At 68.5% G+C, this 18,833-nt stretch carries 14 protein-coding genes; 10 read left to right on the forward strand and 4 right to left on the reverse strand.

The window, feature by feature from the left end; genetic code table 11:
• Positions 1-2: 2 nt before the first annotated feature.
• From AC1VVG_RS07400 to AC1VVG_RS07430, 7 genes are all read left to right on the forward strand, one after another.
• The gene (locus tag AC1VVG_RS07400; protein WP_034191174.1) at positions 3-938 is read left to right on the forward strand and encodes a LysR family transcriptional regulator; all 936 of its coding nucleotides are present in this window, start codon (positions 3-5) and stop codon (positions 936-938) included.
• 117 nt (positions 939-1,055) lie between these two features.
• Entirely contained in the window at positions 1,056-1,283 is a 228-nt protein-coding gene (locus AC1VVG_RS07405; protein WP_006402122.1) for a sulfurtransferase TusA family protein, read from the forward strand.
• A 187-nt stretch (positions 1,284-1,470) separates the two neighbouring features.
• Positions 1,471-1,905, forward strand: a complete 435-nt coding sequence (locus AC1VVG_RS07410) for a hypothetical protein (RefSeq protein WP_034191173.1) — start codon at positions 1,471-1,473, stop codon at positions 1,903-1,905.
• A gap of 267 nt (positions 1,906-2,172) precedes the next feature.
• Positions 2,173-2,877: a response regulator transcription factor gene (locus AC1VVG_RS07415; RefSeq protein WP_006490421.1), complete on the forward strand. Its 705-nt coding sequence runs from the start codon at positions 2,173-2,175 to the stop codon at positions 2,875-2,877.
• The gene (locus tag AC1VVG_RS07420) at positions 2,874-4,235 is read left to right on the forward strand and encodes a FecR family protein (RefSeq protein ID WP_059556985.1); all 1,362 of its coding nucleotides are present in this window, start codon (positions 2,874-2,876) and stop codon (positions 4,233-4,235) included. The genes AC1VVG_RS07415 and AC1VVG_RS07420 overlap by 4 nt, the downstream gene beginning before the upstream one ends.
• 10 nt (positions 4,236-4,245) lie before the next feature.
• Positions 4,246-6,633: a CHASE2 domain-containing protein gene (locus AC1VVG_RS07425; RefSeq protein ID WP_482835446.1), complete on the forward strand. Its 2,388-nt coding sequence runs from the start codon at positions 4,246-4,248 to the stop codon at positions 6,631-6,633.
• A gap of 37 nt (positions 6,634-6,670) precedes the next feature.
• Complete coding sequence (locus AC1VVG_RS07430) at positions 6,671-7,285, forward strand: DUF4136 domain-containing protein (protein ID WP_034191170.1); 615 nt, start codon at positions 6,671-6,673, stop codon at positions 7,283-7,285.
• A 52-nt stretch (positions 7,286-7,337) separates the two neighbouring features.
• Here AC1VVG_RS07430 and galU read toward each other — a convergent pair whose 3' ends face one another.
• Together galU and AC1VVG_RS07440 are read right to left on the reverse strand one after the other, a co-directional pair.
• Positions 7,338-8,219 carry a UTP--glucose-1-phosphate uridylyltransferase GalU gene (gene galU, locus AC1VVG_RS07435; protein ID WP_034191169.1) on the reverse strand — a complete coding sequence of 294 codons (882 nt, stop codon included), beginning with the start codon at positions 8,217-8,219 and terminating at the stop codon, positions 7,338-7,340.
• 87 nt (positions 8,220-8,306) lie between these two features.
• Positions 8,307-11,174, reverse strand: a complete 2,868-nt coding sequence (locus tag AC1VVG_RS07440) for a valine--tRNA ligase (RefSeq protein ID WP_034191168.1) — start codon at positions 11,172-11,174, stop codon at positions 8,307-8,309.
• A 213-nt stretch (positions 11,175-11,387) separates the two neighbouring features.
• Between AC1VVG_RS07440 and AC1VVG_RS07445 the strand changes: the two genes are divergently transcribed.
• Both AC1VVG_RS07445 and AC1VVG_RS07450 read left to right on the forward strand, forming a co-directional pair.
• Positions 11,388-13,751: a UvrD-helicase domain-containing protein gene (locus AC1VVG_RS07445; RefSeq protein ID WP_482835447.1), complete on the forward strand. Its 2,364-nt coding sequence runs from the start codon at positions 11,388-11,390 to the stop codon at positions 13,749-13,751.
• Complete coding sequence (locus tag AC1VVG_RS07450) at positions 13,751-14,545, forward strand: 5'-methylthioadenosine/adenosylhomocysteine nucleosidase (protein ID WP_404823428.1); 795 nt, start codon at positions 13,751-13,753, stop codon at positions 14,543-14,545. The genes AC1VVG_RS07445 and AC1VVG_RS07450 overlap by 1 nt, the downstream gene beginning before the upstream one ends.
• Positions 14,546-14,611: 66 nt before the next feature.
• On the opposite strand, the gene AC1VVG_RS07455 is transcribed toward AC1VVG_RS07450, so the two are convergent.
• Positions 14,612-15,850: an MFS transporter gene (locus AC1VVG_RS07455; protein WP_482835448.1), complete on the reverse strand. Its 1,239-nt coding sequence runs from the start codon at positions 15,848-15,850 to the stop codon at positions 14,612-14,614.
• A 403-nt stretch (positions 15,851-16,253) separates the two neighbouring features.
• Between AC1VVG_RS07455 and AC1VVG_RS07460 the strand changes: the two genes are divergently transcribed.
• Complete coding sequence (locus AC1VVG_RS07460) at positions 16,254-17,927, forward strand: methyl-accepting chemotaxis protein (RefSeq protein ID WP_034191164.1); 1,674 nt, start codon at positions 16,254-16,256, stop codon at positions 17,925-17,927.
• A gap of 21 nt (positions 17,928-17,948) precedes the next feature.
• Here AC1VVG_RS07460 and AC1VVG_RS07465 read toward each other — a convergent pair whose 3' ends face one another.
• Positions 17,949-18,824 (reverse strand): efflux RND transporter periplasmic adaptor subunit, encoded by an 876-nt coding sequence (locus AC1VVG_RS07465; RefSeq protein ID WP_014897260.1) that lies wholly within the window; start codon positions 18,822-18,824, stop codon positions 17,949-17,951.
• Positions 18,825-18,833: the final 9 nt, after the last annotated feature.

Genomic DNA, 18,833 nt, shown 5'->3' on the forward strand with positions numbered 1-18,833 from the left:
GAATGAATCAGCAAAATGTCCAGGCGCTCTGGCCGCACATCCATTCGCTGACGGTGCTGGCCGCGGCCGGCAGTTTCACGGCGGCCGCGCAGCGGCTCGGCATCAGCAAGGCCGCGATGAGCCAGCGCATCGCCGATCTCGAAAAGGCGGCCGGCGTGCCGCTCGTGCGCCGCACGACGCGCAGCGTGCGGCTCACCGATGCGGGCCAGACGCTCGTCGACAGCACGCGCGATGCGTTCGAGTCGATCGGGCAGCACTTCGCGCGCGTGAAGGACTTGGCCGGCGAGCCGCGCGGCCTGCTGCGCCTGACGGTGCCGGTCGCGCTCGGGCGCCAGCAGGTCGTGCCGCACCTGCCCGATTTCCTGCGGCAGCATCCGGGCGTGCAGATCGAGCTCGACCTGTCGGATCGGCTGCATTCGCTGACGCAGGAGGGTTTCGATCTCGCGATTCGCCATACGACCACCGCGCCGCAGACCCACGTTGCGTGGAAGCTGTGCGACACGCGCTCGCTGCTGGTCGCGAGCCGCGACTATCTCGATGCGCGCGGCGCGCCGCGCCATCCGAACGAACTCGTCGACCACAGCTGCCTGTGCTACCTGCGCGACCACGAGCCGGCCGCGTGGAGCTTCGAGCTGCACGGCCGGCGGCGCGAGCGCGTGAGCGTGCCCGTGCGCGGCAGTTTCGCGGCGAACAACAGCGAGGCGATGCGCGAGGCCGCGCTCGGCGGGCTCGGCATCGCGCTGCTGCCGGATTTCAGCGCGCGGCGCGATCTCGACGCCGGCCGGCTCGTCGCGCTGCTCGACGGCTGGCGGCCCTCGGGCGCGTTCGGCGACCACATCTTCGCGATCCGGCCGTACAGTCCGGTCGTGCCGAGCGCGGTGCGCGCGCTCGTGCGGCACCTGCGCGAACGGCTCGCGGGCGGCTTCGCGGGCGCGTGAGCCTGGCACCCGCGCGCGTCGCGCCGCGGGCGGGGCGGGCAGGCGCTGCGGCGCTGCGGTAAAATCGCGGCTTCCTCCCGCGCCGCCTGTGGCGCGTCATTCGAAGGTCGACATCCGATGCAGATTCACAAGGAAGTGGACGCGCGCGGGCTCAATTGCCCGTTGCCGATCCTGCGTGCCAAGAAAGCGCTCGCCGATATGGAAAGCGGGCAGATCCTCAAGGTGCTCGCGACCGACCCGGGCTCGCAGCGCGATTTCGCCGCGTTCGCGAAGCAGACGGGCAACGAGATCGTCGAATCGACGACGCAGGACAAGACCTTCGTATTCCTGATGCGCCGCCGCTGACGGCCCGCCTCGCCCGTGCCGCCGCGCCGGCCGGGCCTCTCTGACAATTCTTAAACCTCGTTGCGTGACGGGCTGCGTATACTGACCCGGCCGGTCGTCCGCTCCCAGCGACGCGCCGGCCACGGTACGTCGCAAGGCGGGCACGGGGACCTTGCCTGACGCTACCGTCGTACAACGGGGAGAGGACATGTCCTTCAGACCAGGGACCCTTCGAAGTCCGTCCGGAGCGGAATGCATGGCGCCCGCACGCGCGTCGGAATTGAGCCGGATCGAGCTCGATCCGCGTCAGGATCGCCATGCGCGCGCCGCGCTGGAGGCTTATGCGGATTCGGCCGCGGCCGAGATGCCGTGGCTGGCCGAGTGGCTCGACGAACGGCTGCGCGATGCCGCGCAGGACGACGGCGCGGGCCTGACCTACTGCGGTGCGACGATCGAGCGCGTGTTCGATGTGGCGCAGGCGTGGGCGGCAGCCCAGCCCGACTACGCAGCGGCTGCGTGGGAGCGCGTGCGCGGCCAGCTGCAGCGGATGCTGGTTCAACCGCCGCTGTCCGAACGGCCGTCGCCACGCGCGCCGGCCGACGATGTTGCCCAGCCGGTGACCGGCATCGCGGGCGCGGATTAGGCGTCCGATTGCGCGACCGGAAGGATTATTCGAAGAAAGGACGGTAGTCCGCGCAATTTCTTGGCGAATTTCATACTACTATGATGAAATCGCCGGTTCGTCCGTGCCCCGTTTTTGAGATATTTGACCGGGGTCGCCGGTTTGCCCAGGCGGCGCGAACGGCCAACGACGGCTCGCCGGCCGATATCCGGACGCCGCGCACGTGGTGCGCGGCCGGGGTAGGCGCGGGAGTTGAATGGACGAATCGATTTCGATTTGCGGGGTGCTATGAGAATTGCTGTACTGGATGACGATCCGGCCCAGACGGATTTCGTCAGTCAAACGCTGACGGCCGTTGGCCACACATGCTACGCGTTCAAGGAAGGCAAGGCCCTGAAGAAGCGCCTGCAGCGCGAGACGTTCGATCTGCTGGTGCTCGACTGGAACGTGCCCGACATGTCCGGCGAGGAAGTGCTCAAGTGGGTGCGTGCGAACCAGACCGAGCACAGCCTGCCGATCATCTTCATGACGAGCCGCGACGACGAGGCGGGGATCACGCAGATCCTCAACGCCGGCGCCGACGACTACGTGGTCAAGCCCGTGTCCGGCCCGATCCTGCGCGCGCGCATCGGCTCGCTGCTGCGCCGCGCGTATCCGGTCAACGCCGAGGCCACCGTCCGCGAGTTCGATCAGTTCCGTTTCGACGTGAACCTGAAGCAGGCGTATGTCGGCGACAAGGCCGTGAGCCTCACGCAGAAGGAATTCGAGCTCGCGCTGCTGCTGTTCCAGCACCTCGACCGGCCGCTGTCGCGCGCGCACATCCTCGATCTCGTGTGGAAGCAGGCGACCGACATCCCGTCGCGCACGATGGACACGCACATCTCGATGCTGCGCACCAAGCTCGGCCTGCGGCCCGAGAACGGCTATCGCCTCGCGCCGATCTACGGCTACGGCTACCGGCTCGAACGGGTCGGCCAGGGAGAACCGGAGTGATGACGGGAATCACGCAGCGCACGGCGACCCTGCGCACGGCGGCGCTGCGCGCGGCCTGTGCGGTCGCGTGTGCGTTCGCCGCGCAGCACGCGGCGGCGCAGCCGCCCGCCGCCGCGGGCAAGACGGTCGTATACCGCACGCAGGCGGGCGACACGCTGTACGACGTCGCCGCGCGCTATCTGCAGGGCGCGGACGACTGGCAACTGCTCCAGCAGATCAACGGCGTGCCCGCGCCGAAGCACCTGCAGCCCGGCGTCGCGCTGAAGCTGCCGGTCGCGCGCCTGCGCAAGGAAAAGCTGACCGCACGCGTGATCGCGGTGCAGGGCACGGCCGAACGCGCGTCCGGCGGCGCTTTCACGGCGCTTGCAAACGACGCGACGCTCGCGGAAGGCGACCGCGTGCGCACGGGCCCGAACGGTTTCGTGACGATCGAGCTGGCCGATGGTACGCACATGAGCCTGCCGCCCGACAGCCAGCTCGACCTGAAGTCGCTGCGCCGCACCGTGCTGACCGGCACGCTCGATCGCGAGTTCGAACTCACGCGCGGCTCGGTCGACAGCGAAGTCACCCATTTGAAGAAACGCGACGACCGCTTCCAGATCCGCTCGCCGTCCGTTGTGGCCGGTGTGCGCGGCACGCGTTTTCGCGTGAACTACGACGCGGCCGGCAATGCGTCGACGCGTGTCGAAGTGCTCGACGGCACCGTCGGCGTCGCGGGTCACCGGCAGGCGGCCGACGCGACGCTCGTGCACGCGAATTTCGGCAGCGTGTCGACGGCGTCCGGCGCGGTCGGGGCGCCCGTCGAGCTGCTGGCCCCGCCCGCGCTCGCGCATCCGGACAAGGTGCAGGACGAGCCCGACGTCACGTTCGACGTCGCGCCGCTCGCGCAGGCACGCGGCTACCACGTCCAGCTCGCGCACGACGCGGGGTTGCTCGACCTGTTCCGCGAAACGCGCACCGATGCGCCGCGCGCGGTGTTTCGCGACGTGCCGAACGGCAACTACTTCCTGCGGATCGCCGCGATCGATGCGAACGGCCTCGAGGGGCTGCCGCGCACCTATGCGTTCGAGCGTCGCGTGATGGGGCTCGACGCGAGCGCTGCGCCCGGTGCCGGCGGCTACGCGTTCCGCTGGTCGCCGAACGGTTCGGGCAAGGATGCGCGCTACCGGTTCGTGCTGTCGCGCTCGAAGGACCTGAGCGCGCCGGTCGTCGACCAGGTCGGCCTGCAGGCGCGCCAGCTCACCGTCGCGCATCTGCCGCCGGGCGACTATTTCTGGGCCGTGACCGTCGAGGAGTTCGAAGGCGGCAAGTTCTACGAGAAGACCAGTCCGGTCAGCGCGTTCACGTTGTCGCGCTGACCCGCGGCGCATGAAACCCGATTCCGTGTCCCCGCGGCGGCGCCTCGGCCGCCGCTTCCTCATCGAATGGATCGCGATCGGCTGCCTCGGGATCGCGGTGATCCTCGCGTGCGCGCTCGGCCGCCTGTCGTCGAGCGTCGACGGGCTGATCTACGACCGGATGCTGATGCTGCGCAGCCTGCCGTTGTCGCCCGACGTCGTCGTCGTCGACATCGACAACCAGAGCGTGTCCGCGCTCGGCCGCTGGCCGTGGTCGCGCAACGTGCATGCGCGGCTGCTCGACACGCTGGCGCGCGCGCAGCCGGCCGCCGTCGTCTACGACGTGCTGTTCACCGAACCGTCGCCGGAGGATCGCGCGTTCGCGGACGCGATGAGCCGCGTGCCGACCTTCCTGCCCGTGCTGCTGAGCCCGGAGCAAGCGGACGGCACGCGCAGCGTCGATCCGCCGGTCGCCGCGCTCGCGGCGCGCGCGACGGGGCTCGGTCACATCAATCTCGAAGTCGATCGCGACGGCATCGTGCGCAGCGTGGCGCTGTTCGAAAGCGACGGCCGCGTGCGCTGGCCGCAACTGATGGTGCCCGTGTACCGCGCGATCCAGGCCGGCCGGCTGCATCCGGTCGGCGGCGTGCCGGGCGCGAACGCGCACGACCTGTCGCGCGATGCGGCCGGCGAGGGCCGCTATCTGATCCCGTTCAGCCGCAACACGCCGGCGTATCCGACGCTGTCGTTCGACGACGTGCTCGAAGGGCGCGTGAAACCCGATGCGCTGCGCGGCAAGATCGTCGTCGTCGGCGTGACGGCGTCCGGGCTGTACGACCGCTTCGCGACACCCGTGTCCGGCGAGTTCGGCCCGCTGGCCGGTGTGTACATCCATGCGAACGTGCTCGACATGCTGGCGACCGGCAGTGCGATCTCGCCCGCGTCGCGCGTGGGGTTGTTCGCCGCGTCGCTGCTGCCGCTCGCCGCGCTGCTCGGCGGTTTCCTGATGCTGTCGCCGTGGCGCGCGCTGTTGCTGACGATGAGTCTCGCCGCGCTTGCCGCGGTCGCGAGCCTGGCGCTGCTGTTCGAGGCGCGCATCTGGCTGACGCCGGCGCCGGCGATCTTCGGGCTGATCGCCGTCTACCCGATCTGGAACTGGCGGCGCCTGGAAATGACGATGTCGTACCTGCGCCGCGAGCTGCAGCGGCTCGCCGACGAGCCGCACCTGCTGCCCGAGGCGCCGCGCACGCGCAGCGTCGGCGGCGACGTGCTCGAGCGGCAGATGGCGCTGATGGCGCAGGCCGCGCAGCGTGTGCAGGACATGAAGCGCTTCGTGTGGGACAGCCTCGACAGCATGCCCGAGCCGATCTTCGTGACCGACCTCGCCGGCACCGTGCTGATCGCGAACCACGCGGCGAAGCGCTACGGGTCGCGGTTGTCGCTGCCGCTGCCGGAAGGGCGGCCGCTGCGCACCGCGCTCGGCGAGCTGACCTTCATGAAGACCGTCGACGGCAACGCCGAGCACGACGCGGCGATCCGCGAGCACTGGCCGGCCGCGCTCGACCCGACGCTCGAGGCCGAGCATGACGCGATGGCGCGCGGCATCGAGGTGCGCGATCGCGACGGCCTCGACCATCTGTTGCGCTACGCGGCCTGTACGAACGCGCAGGGCCGCGTGACGGGCTGGATCGCCGGCCTCGTCGACGTGACCGAGCTGCACGCGGCCGAGCGGCATCGCGAGGAAGCGCTGCACCTGCTGTCGCACGACATGCGCTCGCCGCAGGCGTCGATCCTCGCGCTCGTCGAGATCGAGCGCGACCGCGTCGAGAGCGACGCGATGCGCGGGCTGCTCGCGCGGATCGAGCGTTATGCGCACCGCGCGCTGTCGCTCGCCGACGAGTTCGTGCAGTTGGCGCGCGCCGAGTCGCAGGCGTACCAGTTCGAGGTGACGAGTCTCGTCGACGTGCTGATCGACGCGAGCGACGAGGTGTGGCCGCAGGCGCAGGCGAAACACATCCGCATCGACACCGAGGTCGGCACCGACATGTGCTGGGTGCGCGCCGACCGCTCGCTGATCACGCGCGCCTTCGTGAACCTGCTGAACAACGCGGTCAAATACAGTCCGTCCGACACCGTAATCACGTGTACGCTGACGGTCGAGCACGCATCGAAGCGGATGTTCTGTACGATTCGCGATCAGGGGTACGGCATTGCGCCGGAAGATCAGCGGCATCTGTTCGAGCGTTTCAAGCGATTCCATGCCGGCGAGCGGCCCGAGATCTCGGGTTCCGGGCTCGGCATGGCGTTCGTGAAGACGGTCGTCACGCGCCATGGGGGCAGCGTGTCGGTCGACAGCGAAGTGGGTGTCGGCACCGCGGTGACGGTGTCGCTGCCCGCGATCGACGAGCCGTCCGCCTGACAGGGCCGGGCACGACGGCAGGTATTTGGGGAAAGCCATGAGAAAGGAATGGGCAGCGACCGCACTGGCGGCGTCGCTGTTGACGGGTTGCGCCGGCGTGACGAGCGGCGTGAGTACGGTCGGGCAGCCGAACGCGTTTGCATCCGGTGCGCACGGCTACGATTTCGTGCGGACGGCCGCGCAGGCGGGCGACACCGAATACCGGCAGATCGAGACGCTCGTGCGCGACGAACTCGCGCGCCGCGGCTTCGATGCGCGGCCGCTCAAGGACGCGCGCTACCGGCTGTCGATCGCGTACGCGACGCAGCCGGCGTCGGTCGCGGCAATCGCCGACCGGTGCGGTGCCGCGAGCAGCGCGTGCGTGACGGTCGACGGGCCGGCGCCGTTCGCGCTGCCGTTCATGGGCACCGTGTATCGCCACGTGCTCACGCTGCGTTTCGTCGACGCGCGCTCGGGGGCCGACGTGTACCGTGTATCGGCCGCGCTGCGCGATCGCGATCCCGGCACGCAGCAGGCCGCGCCGGCGCTCGTGAAGAGCGCGCTGGCGAAGCTGCCGTTCGACGACGCCAGCGGCTGGCTCGTCAAGACGAAAAAAGACGACGCGGGCGGGATGCCGGGCGTCGTCTCGGTGAAGCCTGCCGACACGCGCTGAGCGCCGGCCGGCGAGGTGAGGGCGGGCTCGCCGTGGCGAGCCCTTGCCGCGGTCAGGCGGCCGGTTGCATGCCGCGCGTGCGCAGGTACGCGTCGAACTCGGTGCCGACTTCCGGGTGGCGCAGCGCGAATTCGACCGTCGCCTTCAGGTAGCCGAGCTTGCTGCCGCAGTCGTAGCGCGTGCCCTGGTACTTGTAGGCCAGCACCTGTTCGTCGGCGAGCAACGCCTGGATCGCGTCGGTGAGCTGCAGTTCGCCGCCCGCGCCCGGCTTCAGCGCGCGCAGGTGCTCGAAGATCCGCGGCTTCAGGATGTAGCGGCCGACCACGCCGAGGTTCGACGGCGCGACTTCCGGCGCCGGCTTCTCGACGATCGCCGACATCTTGACGATCGACTCTTCCCACTCCTTGCCGTCGACGATGCCGTACGACTTCGTTTCCGACGGCGGGATCTCTTCCACGCCGATCACCGAGCTGTGATAGTGGTCGAACACGTCGACCATCTGCTTCATCACCGGCGGGTTGCCGTCGAGCAGGTCGTCGGCCAGGATCACCGCGAACGGGTTGTCCGCGACCAGCTTCTCCGCGCACAGCACCGCGTGGCCCAGACCGAGCGCTTCCGGCTGGCGCACGTAGAAGCAGTCGACATGGCTCGGCTTGATGCTGCGCACGAGCTCGAGCAGCTTTTCCTTGCCGCGCGCCTCGAGTTCGGCCTCGACCTCGTACGACTTGTCGAAGTGATCCTCGATCGCGCGCTTGCTGCGTCCGGTGACGAAGATCATCTCGGTGATGCCCGCGGCGATCGCTTCCTCCACCGCGTACTGGATCAGCGGCTTGTCGACAACCGGCAGCATTTCCTTCGGGCTCGCCTTCGTTGCCGGCAGGAACCGCGTGCCGAGGCCGGCGACGGGGAATACTGCCTTGGTGACTTTCAACATGATCGAACCTTTATTCCTGTAATCGACTTGTCAGACGGCTTATGTTCACGTTCGCATTATAGTGAACGCAAACGACCTTACCGTTTGTTACGCAGGCAACCGATCGAGCTGCGCGCGCAGCTTTTCGAGCGTGCTCTGGAATTCCGCGACCCGCTTCTGCTCCTGTTCGACCACGGCCGGCGGCGCTTTCGCGACGAAGGCCTCGTTGCCGAGCTTCGCGTTGCACTTCGCGATCTCGCCCGTCAGGCGCGCGATTTCCTTCGACAGGCGCTCGCGTTCGGCCGCGACGTCGATTTCCACCTTCAGCACCAGCTTGTTCGGGCCGACGATCGCGATCGGGGCGCCGTGCGCTTCCTTGTCGAGCGTCGCTTCGTCCGCGAGGATCTGCACGTCCGACAGGCGCGCGAGCGCCTGGACGTACGGCGCGAACGAGCGCAGGCGTTCGGCGTCGCCGGCAGCCAGCAGCGGCACCTTGGTCGCCGGCGACAGGTTCATCTCGCCGCGCAGGTTGCGGCAGGCGTCGACGATCGCCTTCAGGTCGGCCGCCCATTGCTCGGACGCCTCGTCGATCTTCTGCAGGTTCGCCAGCGGATACGCCTGCGTCATCAGCGACGCCTCGCCCTCGGCCTTGCCCTGCGGATAACGGCCGGCGAGCGGCGCGACCTTCTGCCAGAGCGCCTCGGTGATGAACGGGATGACCGGGTGCGCGAGGCGCAGCACCGTTTCCAGCACGCGCAGCAGCGTGCGGCGCGTCGCGCGCTGCTGTTCCGGCGTGCCGTTCTGGATCTGCACCTTCGCGAGTTCGAGATACCAGTCGCAGTACTCGTCCCACACGAACTTGTAGATGCTGCTGGCGATGTTGTCGAAGCGGTAATCGGCGAAACCCTTCGCGATGTCGGCCTCGGTACGCTGCAGCAGCGACACGATCCAGCGGTCGGCCGCCGAGAAGTCGAGGTAGCCGCCGGGGCCGCAGTCGCCCGCGCCGCACACTTCCGGCTTGTCGGTGCCGCAGTCGTGGCCTTCGCAGTTCATCAGCACGAAGCGCGTCGCGTTCCACAGCTTGTTGCAGAAGTTGCGGTAGCCTTCGCAGCGCGCGAGGTCGAAGTTCACGTTGCGGCCGAGCGTGGCCATCGACGCCATCGTGAAGCGCAGCGCGTCGGTGCCGAACGCGGCGATGCCGTCCGGGAATTCCTTGCGGGTCTTCTTCTCGATCGTCGCGGCCTGCTTCGGGTTCATCAGGCCCGTCGTGCGCTTCGCGACCAGCGTCTCGAGGTCGATGCCGTCGACGATGTCGATCGGGTCGAGCGTGTTGCCCTTGCTCTTCGACATCTTCTGGCCTTCCGCGTCGCGCACGAGGCCGTGCACGTAGACGGTATGGAACGGCACCTTGCCGGTGAAGTGCGTGGTCATCATCACCATCCGGGCGACCCAGAAGAAGATGATGTCGAAGCCCGTGACGAGCACCGACGACGGCAGGAAGTGCTGCAGTTCGGGCGTTTCGTTCGGCCAGCCGAGCGACGAGAACGGCACGAGCGCCGACGAGAACCACGTGTCGAGCACGTCCTCGTCGCGCTTCAGCGCGCCCGCATAACCCTTCGCGGCGGCCTGCGCGCGCGCTTCTTCCTCGTTGCGCGCGACGAACACCTCGCCGTTCTCGCCGTACCACGCGGGAATCTGGTGGCCCCACCACAGCTGGCGCGAGATGCACCAGTCCTGGATGTTCTCGAGCCACTGGTAGTAGGTGGTCGTCCAGTTTTCCGGCACGAACTTGATCTGGCCGTTGCGCACCACGTCAAGCGACGTTTCGGTGATCGACTTGCCCGGGTTGAACGTGCCTTCCGGCGCCGGCTTCGTCATCGCGACGAACCACTGGTCGGTCAGCATCGGCTCGATCACGACGCCCGTGCGGTCGCCGCGCGGCACCATCAGCTTGTGCGGCTTCACGGAATCGAGGAAGCCCTGCGCGTCGAGGTCCGCGACGATCGCCTTGCGCGCGTCGAAGCGGTCGAGGCCGCGATACTGCTCGGGGCCGTTGTCGTTGATCTTCGCGTCGAGCGTCAGGATCTCGATCGGCGCGAGGTGGTGGCGCAGGCCGACCTGGTAGTCGTTGAAATCGTGCGCGGGCGTGACCTTCACGACGCCCGTGCCGAACGCGCGGTCGACGTAGTCGTCGGCGATCACCGGGATCTCGCGGCCCGTCAGCGGCAGCGTGACGAGCTTGCCGATCAGGTGCGCATAACGCTCGTCTTCCGGATGGACCATCAGCGCGACGTCGCCGAGCATCGTCTCGGGGCGCGTGGTGGCGACCGTCAGCGAGCCCGAGCCGTCGACGAGCGGGTAGCGGATGTGCCACAGGTGGCCGTTTTCCTCTTCGCTCGCGACTTCGAGATCCGACACGGCGGTGAGCAGCACCGGATCCCAGTTGACGAGGCGCTTGCCGCGGTAGATCAGGCCCTGTTCGTAGAGCGTGACGAACACGTCGCGCACGGCGGCCGACATCTTGTCGTCCATCGTGAAGTACTCGCGCGACCAGTCGGTCGACGCGCCGAGGCGGCGCACCTGGCCCGTGATCGTCGAACCGGATTTTTCCTTCCATTCCCACACGCGCTCGACGAACTGCTCGCGGCCGAGATCGTGGCGCGAGACGCCCTGCGCGTCGAGCTGGCGCTCGACGACGATCTGCGTGGCGATCCCCGCGTGGTCGGTGCCGGGCACCCACAGCGTGTTCTCGCCGAGCATCCGGTGGTAGCGGGCGAGGCCGTCCATGATCGTCTGGTTGAACGCGTGGCCCATGTGCAGCGTGCCCGTCACGTTCGGCGGCGGCAACTGGATCGCGAAATCGGGGCGGGACGGATCGAATGCCGGGGCGGCATAACCGCGTTTTTCCCACTCCGGCCCCCATTGGGACTCGATGGTATGGGGCTCGAAGCTCTTCGCAAGCGTGTTGTCGCTCATGTTGGAAATCTGCCGAAAAATGCGTGAATTGGATGCCGAATCCGACAATTATAAATGGATGCCCATCGCCCAGCCATCGCCTTGCCCGCACGGGCCCGTCGCGACGGGCCCGCCACGCGTGCGCAACATGCGGCCGAACGGATCGGGAACGGCATCGCGCGGCCGACTTATAATGTCGGGTCCGCATTTTTCTTGCCCGTCAGCTGCCGCTCCATGCCCGATCTGCTCGCCAATCTGAACCCCGAACAACTCGCCGCCGTCACGTTGCCGAACGAACCGGCGCTGATCCTTGCAGGGGCGGGCAGCGGCAAGACCCGCGTGCTGATCACGCGCATCGCGTGGCTGATCCAGCAGGGCTACGCATCGCCGCCCACCGTGCTCGCCGTCACCTTCACGAACAAGGCCGCGCGCGAGATGATGGCGCGCCTGTCGGCGATGATGCCGATCGACACGCGCGGGATGTGGATCGGCACGTTCCACGGCCTGTGCAACCGGATGCTGCGCACGCACTGGCGCGACGCCGGCCTGCCGCAGACGTTCCAGATCCTCGACACGGCCGACCAGCTGTCCGCGATCAAGCGGCTGATGAAGGCCGCGAACGTCGACGACGAAAAGTATCCGCCGAAGAACGTCCAGTACTTCATCAACAACGCGAAGGAGCAGGGGCTGCGCCCCGACAAGGTCGACGCGACCGACAACTTCAACCGCAAGTTCGTCGAGCTGTACCAGGCGTACGACCAGCAGTGCCAGCGCGAGGGCGTCGTCGATTTCCCCGAGCTGCTGCTGCGCTGCTACGAGCTGCTCGCGTACAACGCGCCGTTGCGCGCGCACTACCAGGCGCGCTTCCGGCACATCCTCGTCGACGAGTTCCAGGACACCAACAAGCTGCAGTACGCGTGGCTCAAGATGCTCGCGGGCGGCGAGAACGCGATCTTCGCGGTCGGCGACGACGACCAGTCGATCTACGCGTTCCGCGGCGCGAACGTCGGCAACATGCGCGACTTCGAAGACGAATTCCGCGTGCGCAACCTGATCAAGCTCGAGCAGAACTACCGGTCGCACGGCAACATCCTCGACGCGGCGAACCAGCTGATCTCGAACAACGCGCACCGCCTCGGCAAGAACCTGCGTACCGACGCCGGCCACGGCGAGCCCGTGCGCGTGTACGAGGCGAGCACCGATTCGCAGGAAGCCGGCTGGATCGTCGAGGAAATCCGCTCGCTGATCAACACCGGGATGGCGCGCAGCGAAGTGGCCGTCCTGTACCGCAGCAACGCGCAGTCGCGCTCGATCGAGCACACGCTGATGTCGTCGGGCATCCCGTACCGCGTGTACGGCGGCCTGCGCTTCTTCGAGCGGCAGGAAGTGAAGCACGCGCTCGCCTACCTGCGCCTGATCGACAACCCGAACGACGACACCGCGTTCGCGCGCGTCGTGAACTTCCCGACCCGCGGGATCGGCGCGCGCTCGGTCGAGCAGCTCGCCGACGCCGCGCGTCTGTACGGCTGCTCGATGGCCGCCGCGATTCCGTACGTGACGGGCAAGGCCGGCACGAGCCTCGGCGGGTTCGCGAACCTGATCGCGAAGATGCGCGCCGATACGCAGCACATGAACCTGCCCGACACCGTCGAGCACATCGTGCGCGCCAGCGGTCTCGCCGATTTCTACCAGGGCGAGCGCGAAGGCCAGGACCGCCTCGAGAACTTGCAGGAACTCGTGAACGCGGCCACCGCGTTCATCGCCGAGGAAGGTTACGGGCTCGACACGCCGGCCCGCTCGATCCCGCTGCGCGCGGGCGCGATCGCGGCGCCCGAGCTTGGCACCGCGACGGACGATCCGGCGCTCGACGTGCTCGATCCCGCATCGCCCGCCGACCCGGCGCAGAACCCCGACACGATGACGCCGCTCGCGGGCTTCCTGTCGCACGCGTCGCTGGAGGCCGGCGACAACCAGGCGCAGGCCGGCCAGGACGCCGTGCAGCTGATGACGGTGCACGCGGCGAAAGGGCTCGAATTCTCGGCCGTGTTCATCACGGGCCTCGAGGAAGGGCTGTTTCCGCACGAGAACAGCGTGCTCGAATCCGACGGCCTCGAGGAAGAGCGCCGGCTGATGTACGTCGCGATCACGCGCGCGAAGGAGCGCCTCTACCTGTCGTTCGCGCAGAGCCGGATGCTGCATGGCCAGACCCGCTACAACGTGCGTTCGCGCTTCTTCGACGAACTGCCGGAGCACGTGCTGAAGTGGTTGACGCCGAAGGTCGAGGCCGGCTCGCGCTGGGGCGGGCGTTCGGACAACGCCGGGTACGGGCGCGACTGGTTCGCGCGGCCGGGCGGCGGCAGCCGCGAGCAGATCGTCGACGCGGCCGTATCCGCGCCGCTGCCCGCGTTCGCGAACAAGCAGCGCGCGGCCGACACCGGTTTCCGGGTCGGCCAGCAGGTGTTCCATACCAAGTTCGGCGAAGGCACCGTCACCGCGCTCGAAGGCAACGGCACCGACGCGAAGGCGCAGGTGAAGTTCAAGCGGCATGGCGAGAAATGGCTCGCGCTCGCGGTCGCGAAACTGCAGGTGGTGGAATGATGGGCGTCGACGGAGCGTTCACGCCTTCGGCTCGCCCGCTCGGCATTCTCGCCGCGCTGCCCGAGGAGCTCGGCGACCTGATCGCCGCGATGCGCGCCGAGGGCGCGATGAAGACGGTCACGCTCGGGCGCCGCGACTATCACGTCGGCACCGTGCACGGCGCGGCCTGCGTCGTCACGCTCGCGCGGGTCGGCAAGGTCGCGGCCGCCGCGACGGTCAGCGCGCTGATCCACGTGTTCGGCGTGTCGGGCGTCGTGTTCACCGGCGTCGCGGGCGGCGTGTCGCGCACGGTGCGGGTCGGCGACGTTGTCGTGGCCGATACGTTGCTGCAGCACGATCTCGACGCGTCGCCGCTCTTTCCGCGTTACGAGGTGCCGCTGCTCGGCATCACGCGCTTCGCGACCGACGCGGCGCTGACGGCGCGCCTGCGCGACGCCTGCACGCTGTTCGTCGCGGACGAGGGCGCGCGGTTCGCCGAGCGCTTCGGGCTCGCCGGCGCGGCGCTGCACGCGGGGCTCGTCATCAGCGGCGACCGCTTCGTGTCGAGCGAGCGCGAGGTCGTCGCGTTGCGCGACGCGTTGCCGGACGCGCTCGCGGTCGAAATGGAAGGCGCCGCGATCGCGCAGGTGTGCGCGGAACACGACGTGCCGTTCGCGCTCGTGCGCACGATCTCTGACACGGCCGACGATCACGCGACGCAGTCGTTCTCGCACTTCCTGTCGGCGATCGCGAGCAGCTATTCGTCCGGCATCCTCAAGCGTTTCCTGACGCTGCACGCGACGACGGCGGCCTGAAGCCGCCGTCGTATTGCCCCTTCGAACCGGTTGACCGGCCGCGGCGCGCACTCCGCGGCCGGCGCGTCACGCCTGCTTGCGCTGGCTGCTTTCGAGATTCGGCAGGAACACCGTCAGCACGCCGATCAGCGGCAGGAACGAGCACACCTTGTAGACGAACGGGATGCTCGTCGCGTCGGCGAGCTGGCCGAGCACCGCCGCGCCGACGCCGCCGAGGCCGAACGCGAAGCCGAAGAACAGGCCCGCGACCATGCCGACCTTGCCGGGCATCAGTTCGGTCGCGTAGACGAGGATCGCGGCGAACGCCGACGCCAGCACGACGCCGATGATCACGGTCAGCACGCTCGTCCAGAACAGGTTCGCGTACGGCAGCAGCATCGTGAACGGCGCGACGCCGAGGATCGATACCCAGATCACGTACTTGCGGCCGATCCGGTCGCCGACGGGCCCGCCGATCAGCGTGCCGGCCGCCACGGCCGCGAGGAACACGAACAGGTGGATCTGCGCGGCCTGCACCGACAGGTGGAACTTGTCGATCAGGTAGAACGTGAAATAGCTGTTGATGCTCGCGAGGTAGAAGTACTTCGAGAACACGAGCAGCACCAGCACGCCGATCGCACCCATCACGCGGCCGCGCGACAGCGTCGGATGGCCGGCCGACACGGCCTTCTTCTTCATCGACGGATGCTTCTTGTACCAGTGGCCGATCTGCGTGAGCACGATCATCGCGACGAGCGCGGCGGCCGAGAACCACGCGATGCTGTGCTGGCCGTGCGGGATGATCACGAGCGCGGCGAGCAGCGGCCCGAGCGCCGAGCCCGCGTTGCCGCCGACCTGGAACACCGACTGCGCGAGCCCGTGCTGGCCGCCCGACGCCATCCGCGCGACCCGCGACGACTCCGGATGGAACACCGACGAGCCGCAGCCGACCAGCGCCGCGGCCACCAGCAGCATCGGGAAACTCGATGCGACCGACATCAGCAGCAGCCCGGCGAGCGTGAAGCCCATGCCGACCGGCAACGAATACGGTTTCGGACGCTTGTCGGTATAGAGGCCGACGAGCGGCTGCAGCAGCGACGCGGTGATCTGGTAGGTGAGCGTGATCAGGCCGATCTGCGCGAACGACAGCGCGAACTGGCTCTTGAGCATCGGATAGATCGCGAGGATCAACGACTGGATCATGTCGTTGAGCATGTGCGAGAAGCTGATCGCGCCGAGCACCGGGTAGACGGTGCGCGGCGCGGGCGGGGCGGACGGCTGGGCGGCGGCTGCGCCGGCGGTTCCCGTGTCGAGGCTGGTTTCCATGTGAGCTGAGCGAGTTGAGGTGACGGGCGCGCTCTGATGGGGATCGGCGCGTTTTCAATCGTTGTTGCGTCAAAGAAGTGTAATTTGGCGCATCGAGAATGTCCTGCCAAGTTTTGTCGTGATTCGGACATTCGTCCGATGGATCGGCCGGTATCCGCTTTTTTGGCCGGGTATAACGCAGGCGGCGCGCTCGCTCCGTCGGCGGGGGCGCGAGTCCGGTCGGTGTTTCATCGGACTCAAGAAACGGCGGTGGCAGCCGTAGAACGACGTAACGACAACAGGCGCGCTTGGCGCCCGGCACCGGCTACCCGTCGGGCGGGCTCGGGACGCGCGGCATGGCCAGCCATCGCGGGAATGCCGGGACCGACCTTTCCGGCTGCGTGATCCATACGGGGATAGTTCGATGAAAGCAGCATCTTTGCATCCACAGCCCGGTGCGGCGGCCGCCGCACCCGACGTTGCCGCCGGTCGCGCCGCACGACGCGCGCATGCGGCGCGGCGTGAGCGCCGGCCGTGGACCGTCAAGGCGACGTTGCGCGCCGCATTCGCGATCCTGCTGGCCGGCACGCTCGTGATCGGCGTGTTTTCGCTGTGGCAGATCAGCCGCCTGAACGCGTCGATCGCGTCGGTCTACGAGCAGGGGCACGTCGCGAGCCGCGCGGCGCAGGAGGTTCGGGCCGAGGTGCTGCGCGCGAGCCGCGCACAGAAGATGCTGCTGACCGCCACCACCGCGAAGGAGCGCGACGACCTCGGCGCCGACGTCGGTGCGGGGCTCGCGTCGATCGGCCAGGCGCTCGGCACGCTGCAGCGCTACGCGGATCCGGCCGACGCCGACGATTCGGCGCGGCTGCGCGCATTCTCGACGGCCGTCGGCACGTGGAGCACGCATTTGCGTGATTTCGTCACGCTCGTGCGCGCGCAGCCGCTCGACCTGTCGCAGATGAACTGGCAGGTCGGCACGCAGGACGTATCGCTGCTGGTCGAGACCGGCAAGCTCGAGAAACTCGTCGCCGACCTCGTGAAGACGCGCGGCGAGAAGTCGAAGGCGACGCTCGATGCGTCGGCCACGATCTTCTCGTCGTCGTTCGCGATGATCGCCGCGATGACGGCGGCGCTGATCGTGCTCGCGATCGTGATCGCCGAGCGCGTCGTGCGGCGCCTCGCATCGCAGCTCGGCGGCGAGCCCGCGCACGCGAAGGCGATCGCCGCGGACATCGCGCGCGGCGACCTCACGCGACCGATCACGCTCGGCCGGCACGATCGCGACAGCATGGTGCGCGCGCTGGCCGACATGCAGACGGGGCTTGCGGCGACCGTCGGCGAGATCGCCGTCAGCGCCGAGGCCATCGCGGCCGCGTCCGGCGAGATTTCGACCGGCAACCTCGACCTGTCGCGGCGCACCGAACAGCAGGCCGTCGCGCTCGAGCGCACCGCGGCCAGCATGGAGCAGCTCACGTCGACCGTGCGGCAGAACGCCGAGAACGCGCGGCAGGCGAGCGCGCTCGCGGCCAATGCGTCGTCGGTGGCGGAAACGGGCGGGGAAGTCGTCGGGCGCGTGGTCGCGACGATGAGCGAGATCGACGACAGCGCGAAGAACATTCGCGACATCATCGGCACGATCGAGGGGATCGCGTTCCAGACCAACATCCTGGCGCTGAACGCGGCGGTCGAGGCCGCGCGCGCCGGCGAACAGGGGCGCGGCTTCTCGGTGGTCGCGGGCGAGGTGCGCCTGCTCGCGCAACGCTCGGCAACCGCGGCGAAGGAGATCCGCGAGCTGATCGGCGCATCGGTCGAGCGCGTCGCGAACGGCGCGGCGCTCGCGCACGACGCCGGCCGCACGATGGGCGATGTCGTGCGCGCGGTCAAGCGCGTGACCGACATCATCGGCGAGATTTCGGCGGCGTCGGACGAGCAGAGCGCCGGGATCGACGAGATCGGCCGCGCGGTCACGCAGATGGACGCCGGCACGCAGCAGAACGCGGCGCTCGTCGAGCAGGCGGCCGCTGCCGCCAACGCGCTCGACGAGCAGGCCCAGGCATTGAAGCGGCTGGTCGGGCGGTTCCGCCTCGCGGCCTGAGCGCCGCGAGGCGCGCGGCGGTTACGACTTCTTCTGCTTGTCCGGATCGATGATGACCGTGCAGGTCGTGCCCGCCGACAGCACCACGTCGGCCGGTACTTCGTCGATCCGGATGCGTACCGGCACGCGCTGCGCGAGGCGCACCCAGTTGAAGGTCGGGTTCACGTCCGCGACGAGGTCGCGGCTTTGCGGGTTGTCGCGATCGTAGATGCCGCGCGAGATGCTCTCGACGTGGCCCTTCATCACGCCGCCGCTCATCAGCCGCATCTCGGCCGGCGCGCCGATCTTCACGCGCGGCAGCTTGGTTTCCTCGAAGTAGCCGTAGACCCAGAACGAGTGGCTGTCGACGATCGCGAGCTTCGCCTGGCCGGCCACCGCGTAGTTGCCCTTGAACGTCTGCAGGTTCGTGATGTAGCCGTCGACCGGCGCGACGACGCGCGTGCGCTCGAGGTTGAGCTTCGCGGCGTCGAGCGCGGCGATCGCCTGCTGGTACTGCGCATCGGCGCTCGACGCGCTGTGCGCGGCATTCTCGCGGTTTTCCTTCGACACGACGAGCGCATCGAGGTCCGCGCGGCGGGCCGCGTCGTCGCGACGCATCTGCAGTTCCGCGCGGCGGGCGGCGACGGCCGCCTGCGCCTGCTCGACCGCGATCTGGTAGTGCGACGGGTCGATCTGCATGATCAGGTCGCCTTTTTTCACGAGCTGGTTGTCATGCACGGGCAGCTCGACGATCGCGCCCGACACGTCCGGCGCGACGTTGACGATCTCGGCGCGCACGCGCCCGTCGCGCGTCCACGGATCGTCCATGTAGTGCACCCACAGCGAGCGCCCGATCAGGATCGCGACGAGAAGGATGACGGCGGTCGCGACGAAGCCGAAGAGTTTTCTGAGAATCATGATGGTTCG

Source organism: Burkholderia sp. L-4 (assembly GCF_056856535.1).